Here is a 7,327-nt window from a genome sequence, read left to right as displayed (position 1 = left end):
CATCGCGTTATTCCTGTAAATAAATTACAGTTTAGCTCAAAGTTAAATTGACGCTGCCGCTCCATGGTATTCAACAAATGTCACTGATTTCTTAACGTTATATTCATCTAATCCTGCTTGTCGTTAATTACGGTTACTATCTAATATTACCTTTATAGACTATTCTTTTCACTAATTCTGCCAAACATTGAACGTGAGGTGAAAAAAACATGGTTTCATGGGTTCCAGACACTAAATGCACGTCCAGTTGGCCGTGAATGGCCTTTTTCCACCCATTATCATGCGAATCAACCTCTGCAAATTGTGGCCATAAATCGTTAGCCTTGAACAGGATTACATCGGTATCTATAAAGGATGGTTTATAATGAAGCAATAAATTCCTTCTATATTCTTCTAAAGCAGATAAACGTAAACACTCCTCTGCAGACACGTCTGCCATTTTATGGGTAAGCATGTCTAATGTATTGTGTTGCATCAAAGAGGACGGATAGTGTAACCACCCATCAAACATGCCTAAAAATTCTATATTCATTTTTCGCGATTCCATTTGATGCGCCATAGCATAAGCTAAATTGGCACCAAAGGATGCGCCGCCAAGGTAAATCTTTTTACCAGAATAATGGCGAATAATGCATTCAACATAATAGGAAGCCATTTCTTCAAGTGAAGAAAATGTAATGTTGGAATCATTGATACTGGGATCTTCAATTCCATATACCGTTAAACTACCTTGCAACTCCTGTGCTAGTTGTTGATACCAAAATACGCTGCCCCCAATTGGATGAACCAGAAAAAGCGGTACTTCATGTGTTCCAGAAGACAACTGAATAATGGGCGATTTATTTTGTGTTTCAGATTGAGTCACATTAGCATTTTTTTCTTCGCGTACCCTTTGCTCCAGATACAAAGCCAATGAGCGAACCGTTGGAAACTGAAACAATAAGGATAAATGAATTTCGGTAGAAATTTGTTTCTTTAATTGCGCTATAATATGTAACGCAGTTAATGAATCACCACTTATTGAAAAAAAGTCATCATCAAGATGGATGTCTTTCATGTGAAATGATTCTTTCCAGCATTCAATACATACTCGCTCCATTTCAGTCATTAAGGTATCATTCTGAACAGGCTCATAAGACAGTACCCGACCGGATTGCTTTTCAAGTACATCAAAATTAATCTTTTCATTTTCCTTAAGTGGAATAAAGTCAAGCAAACAATATTCTTTAGGGTGCATGTAGGATGGTAAATAGTCCATTAAAAAGTGCTTCAACTGTTTCACAGTAAGCGATTTATTTTCGGTTACCAGATAGGCTCGCAATACTTTATTATGTGTTTTTTCATTGCGGATCACCACAACCGCTTGAGAGATAAGCTCATGCTTCATCAATACAGATTCTATTGCAGCCAACTCCACCCGATATCCATGCAATTTAACCTGGTGATCGTTGCGTCCAAAAAACTGCACCACGCCATCAGGCAGCCAACTCACTAAATCCCCTGTTTTATATAACCTGTCCTTGCCATTAAAGGACACGTCAATAAATTTTTTGCAGGTCAAGTCGGGTTTATTGAGATACCCTAAAGATACCTGATCCCCTCCAACACATAACTCCCCTTTCATACCTATAGGACATAAATTCATAAATTTATCCACAACATAGCATGAACTGTTGTAGGCTGGTCGTCCAATGGGAACCACAGCACCACGCAATGGCTCACTCGATGGCACACCGTATGAAGTCACCGAAACGGTTGTTTCTGTTGGTCCATATTCATTCACTACCTTACAATCAGGACATAAACTCATCCATTGCCTGACCTCTTCCGTATGAACCGCATCTGCTCCAAGCATTAAATAGTTCAAATGATGAAGTGTCTTTATTTCCTCTGGATGCTGTAACAAAAGCTCTAAATACCCTGGTGTTAATTCAGCATGGGTTATTTGATGTTGTCGCAAATGCCTAAAATATAATTTGGGATTCATCTTCTGATAATCGGAACACACAGCTAAAGATCCGCCATACAGTAAGGGTGCTAAAGTACAGGGAATTGATAAATCAAATGCAATGGAAGAGGAAAAATCAATGATTGAATGGTGATTAAAATCTGTTGTTTGAGTAAACCAGTGGCAGTAATTAATAACATTTTGATGAGATATCATCACACCTTTAGGTGTGCCGGTTGTGCCAGAGGTAAACATGTAATAGGCAATAGAGTCCTTTTCTATGGGAAGCACATCGATGAGCGGTATATTCTCGGTAGATCCTCTGGATATAAGATCGGATACCAGGCAAATCTTAATTGTTTCATTCTGTTGAAAATGAGCGTTTAATATTTTAGCTGATTCTTCGTTACTAAAAATGCAGTTAATTTTTGCTTCTTTTAAAATCAGATCGATTTTTTTAAATGGATATTTTCTGTCTAAAGGAACATAAATACACCCTGCCCTTAAAATTCCAAGAATTACAGGAAGCATCTCTTTGGAACGCTCCATATAAATCCCCAAAGGAGTCTGTGGGAGAATATTCAAAGATTTTATAAAACTTGCGACAGTTTCAGCCCAACTCCATAAAGTAGAATAAGTGATTACCTCCTCTTCTGAGTATATGGCTGGAGCATTAGGCCTTATCTTCACCTGGTCTTGAAACATGGCGTATATTGAGTGCGAAGGCAATGGGTGTTCCTCGCCTAATCCCCATGAATACAGTAGTTGGCGCTCACTAGGCGTAATCATTTCAAATTCATTTAAGTGACATTTCGGATTTTCTGCAATGACACGAAGAATTTTTGAGAGATGTTCCAGCGCATTGTGTACCAGGGGTTGTAACCCTCCCTTTTGATAGTTCAAATCTATTTTATGAAAAAGTGTCAGCTCCGCTGTTTGTTCATTCAATTCAAAATGTAATATGGAGCATTCAGGGTTTATTTGAGCATTATCTTGAGATACCCTAAATGTTATTATAGGTTCAAGAGATAGCCCTTCAAGAGCGGGATAACGAACGAATAAATCAGATAGATAAGGTGCTTTTTGGCTCAATGAATCCATCTTATGGTTTACAGCGGTCATCACCTCTTCAAAGGTATGGTCTGCATTGAGTTCAACCAAAAACGGAAGGCTGCCTCCAAATAAATCGCTCGCTGCGGATGAATTGATGAATTGAGGTGATTTTATTAAACAACAGGTATGGTGTTCGTAATCGTTGAGCCGATACAAATAGACTAATACAGCGGTAATAAAAGTAATGCACAATACTTCTTCTTTAATGCCTTTTAAAGAAATACCGCCAACCTTCGTCATTTTTTGCTTTGTTGCATAGGCACGTTCTGAAAAAAGAGTGTGCTCCACAACCTGTGCGAATTCGTTTACCCAATACGATTCATGCGTCAGCGATTGACTGTAATGATGGCTGAGCTCTTGTAATTCGTGCGAGGGAAAACAAGTCAATTGCACGCCAACTTGCATCCCATATTCTTTTGCACATTCCAAAGGCATCATTGTTTTTCCCGAAGGAGCACGACATTCCTTTATTAATATCGTACCACAGGCGGTCGCCATCTCCATTCCATGTTCATGAAGGGCAACCAGTTCACCTGGTTTGGCCTTGGTGGGTAATGAATTAGCTGGCTCCATAGAAGTAATAACCAAAAAAGTAGTTCCCGTAATCAATTTGAGCGTCCCTACATGATTGGGATAATGGCCATGTGCTAATGCTCGAAACAGGCGATAGATGGATTCGGCTGTTGTATTCCAATCAATAAAACCCAATTGAGGAATTACTTCATTTTTACCAAAATAACTACGTCTCTCCTCCGATTGCCTCCAGAACTGTAACTGATTGGATTCCAGATTATCTAAAAGAGTGTTAAACCCTATAATAGCCTCTTCGAAACACCTTAAATTTAAACTCAACGCCGTTTCATTTTCTGAAGGAAAAGACTTTTGGTACACGATATCGCCTGTATCAATTCCCTTACTCATGAGATGCCAGGTGATGCCATGCTTAGGCTCATTATTGAAGATAGACCAGGTTGTTGCATTTAAACCAGCATAAGCAGGTAGCAAAGAATCATGGTAATTAAAGGCAAATTGACTCACTCTTTGAAGATGCCTTGATTTTAAAATATGGCCATTCACAATACTGAATAGATAATCAACGGAATCTTGTTCTTCAAAGACATCATATTGAGCAAGTGACATACAAGGGATTTTATGCCTCTCGCACCATAATTGAATGGCTTCAAATGAGGATATCACAATCTTGATGGTGTATAGTCTTTGAACCAGTATTGTGGCACATTCGATTAATAGATTATCATCACCAATCAAAATGCACATGTTGTTTTCCATGACAGCCCCTGTTTTAGACTATAATTAAAGCATATTATCAAATTTATAGCCAGTATTTATAATACAAATAAGGACATACGCTATATGGAGCACTCTAAGGATCTGTCGAAATTTAATACTTCTTTCCTGGATTTTTTTGCTAATCAAAGTGAAGAATACATTATTATTCTTAATGAAAGACTGCTCATCATATACATTAATGATGAAGCGAAGAACAACCTGCTGCAGGAATCAACCGAAACCATAGGGCACTCTTTTAATCAGTTATGCCAACAGAACCAGCTTGAAGAAGGCCTATGCCATTTTGTTAAAGAATATATATCTCATCAAGATGAATCCAGTCGTTCCAAATTTTATCAATGCAAATCGCTTACTTGGGAAATTAATAAATTAACCGAAAATCACCAATGTTATTTCCTGATTCAAACCAATAACAAAAAGCAGCTGGGAAAAGAACACACTATTCATAATCTGGAAGCGTTAATAGAAAACATGCCTTGCAACGTATACTGGATGGATAAGAATTGCCTCATGGCAGGATGTAATCAAAACGTGTTAAACATGTTAAATTTATCAAGAGACGAGTTTAATGGAAAAAGCTATGAAGAATTAGCGAAATTATGTCATTGGCCTGAAGGCCTTGCCGAAAAATTAAAAAATGATGACATTAAGGTAATGAGCTCGGGACGTGCCATTTACGGTATAGAAGCCCCCCCCCTATTCCTGGAACCAATAATCATGTATTTCATTTTTTGACCAGCAGAGTCCCACTATTTGATAAGAATGGAATAATTTCTGGTGTTGCAGGAATATCTACCGATATTTCTGAATTATTACTGGAAAAAGAAAAAGCAGAAGTAGCCAATCGAGCCAAAACCGAATTTCTCGAAAACATGCGCCACGACATCCGAACTCCTTTAACAGGAATTGTAGGATTCGCTGATTTACTCAAGATGGAATCCGATAACCCACTGATTAAAGAGTATTCTGAAAATTTAGTAGCCTCCAGTCATGCCCTCCTTGATCTCCTTGATGAGGTACTTGAAGCAATACCAGTAAGTTCAGGCGAAATTCCTAAGTTGAAGAAAAAATTTAATTTGAGACATGCCTTAAATCATGTGATTGAATTAAATCGAGCTAAAGCAGCCCAGAAAAAATTGGCTCTTAGCCTTCAATTTGATGAAAAAATTCCACATTACGTCATAGGAGATAAAGTACGACTTCATCGTGTGGCACTAGAGCTGGTAGCCAACGCTCTGAATTTTACTGATTCTGGCCATGTCACCTTATCAGCCTTTCTTGCTAAACGTCATCAACGAGAATTGATTATAAAATTTGTCATTGAAGATTCGGGAATTGGTATACCTAAAGACAAACAACAGGAAATCTATGTGCAATTCAAACGTCTTACCCCATCCTATCAAGGTATCTATAAAGGCGCGGGTTTAGGCCTTGCAGTGGTCAAACAGTTTATTGATGAATTAGGCGGTGAAATTTATGTAGAAAGTGAATCAAGAAAAGGTTCTCGTTTTACTTGTGTTATCCCGCTACAAGAACCACTTTTGGAAGATGATTTAGGTATTAATGATGAGCTCGAGGAGCTTTTGGATTCCCCTTATGAAAAAACCTATGCTCAAGAAATAAAGCCTGTTTGCCTGGATACCCAAGGTCAACTTCATCATGTTCTTGTGGTTGAAGATAATCCCATCGCCCAAATTGTCGCAAAATCCATTCTATCTAAATTAAATTGTGCTGCAGACATCGCTGAAACGGGAAAAAAGGCAGTAGAGTCATGGAAAAGTCATCACTACGATTTGATTTTTATGGACATTGGATTACCCGATATGGATGGGTATGAGGTGACACACCTCATAAGGGTTCATGAATTAGCGAAGAAAACCCATACACCAATTATTGCATTGACTGCACATGCTGGTGATGAAAATAAAAAGCGATGTATTGATGCAGGCATGAATGCAGTAATTACGAAACCACTGACAGCCGTAAATTGCACTGACATACTCGAGGCATTTATCCCCGGGAAAAGCAAGGAATCTGTACGCCAGAATACTTTAATAACTACCACTGAGTTACCAGAACAAACTGAGGCATTATTTGACCTATCCACTTATCCTATCTTAAACGAAGAAGAAGGTATTAAAACTACGGGTAATAAAACCACTTTACAACAAATGCTCTCCCTTATGATACAAGATACACTCCCTAAAGATGTACAACTAATGAAAGAAGCCCATAACCATTTGGATTGGGATAAAACACAACAATTAGCGCATAAAATAAAAGGTGGGGCAGTCTATATAGGGACAGTGCAACTCAAAATGGCATGCCAATACCTTGAACGCTACTATAAATCGGGGCAGCGAGATCAATTAGAGCCTCTTTATCAACAGGCATTAATCGTAATTGACCAAACATTCAAAGAAATTGAGGACTATTTAAAAAAATAGAACAACTAATACCCCTTCCTTTATGAAACCATACAAACCTTATTATTTCCAGAATAAATGCTAAAAAGCTACTCATCTTTCTATAACAAAAGGCATTAGGAATCAATTGATGTCTGCTCTTTCTCCTTCTTTAATTGTTCCTGTTTTCTTAAATAAATTTTCTGCCTGTTTACAGTCACCTGTTTAGGCGCATCAATTCCCAGTTTGAAATGTCCAGGTTCATGGGTTTTAAAAGGGGTAATCACCACCTTTTGATTGTTCTCCAACGTAATAATTAACTCAGATTCAAAAGCTACTGTTCTTATTTCCATATTGATTTACTCGTTTTAGTTCAAAATAATTGCAAAAAAAACACCGGTTATACTACAGCAACCATCGGAGTCCTATGGGTGGGTGCAGAAAAAAATGAAGGTTCATTTTTTATTGCATAAAACCCATTAATGCTTGGCTTAACATCGTTCGCATAAAGGGCTCAATAATCGGGTAGAAAATGCCCATCAGCCCACGC

The 7,327-nt window shown here is 38.0% G+C and carries 4 protein-coding genes; 2 read left to right on the top strand and 2 right to left on the bottom strand.

The annotated features are described in order from the left end of the window. Window positions 1–136: 136 nt before the first annotated feature. Window positions 137–4,351: an amino acid adenylation domain-containing protein gene (locus Q0495_RS07100; RefSeq protein WP_298624437.1), complete on the bottom strand. Its 4,215-nt coding sequence runs from the start codon at window positions 4,349–4,351 to the stop codon at window positions 137–139. Between the two features lie 84 nt (window positions 4,352–4,435). Here Q0495_RS07100 and Q0495_RS07095 point away from each other — a divergent pair, with 84 nt between their 5' ends. Both Q0495_RS07095 and Q0495_RS07090 read left to right on the top strand, forming a co-directional pair. Continuing rightward, the gene (locus Q0495_RS07095) at window positions 4,436–5,107 is read left to right on the top strand and encodes a PAS domain-containing protein (RefSeq protein WP_298624435.1); all 672 of its coding nucleotides are present in this window, start codon (window positions 4,436–4,438) and stop codon (window positions 5,105–5,107) included. After that, on the top strand, window positions 5,104–6,819 hold the full coding sequence (locus tag Q0495_RS07090; protein WP_298624433.1) for a response regulator: 1,716 nt from the start codon (window positions 5,104–5,106) through the stop codon (window positions 6,817–6,819). The genes Q0495_RS07095 and Q0495_RS07090 overlap by 4 nt, the downstream gene beginning before the upstream one ends. 95 nt (window positions 6,820–6,914) lie before the next feature. Here Q0495_RS07090 and Q0495_RS07085 read toward each other — a convergent pair whose 3' ends face one another. Continuing rightward, complete coding sequence (locus Q0495_RS07085) at window positions 6,915–7,130, bottom strand: carbon storage regulator (protein WP_298624431.1); 216 nt, start codon at window positions 7,128–7,130, stop codon at window positions 6,915–6,917. Window positions 7,131–7,327 lie beyond the last annotated feature (197 nt).

It is taken from the genome of uncultured Legionella sp., from assembly GCF_937871865.1.
Lineage (GTDB): Bacteria > Pseudomonadota > Gammaproteobacteria > Legionellales > Legionellaceae > Legionella.
The sequence above is the reverse complement of the archived record's forward strand: the minus strand, read 5'-3'. Positions and strand labels throughout refer to the sequence as shown.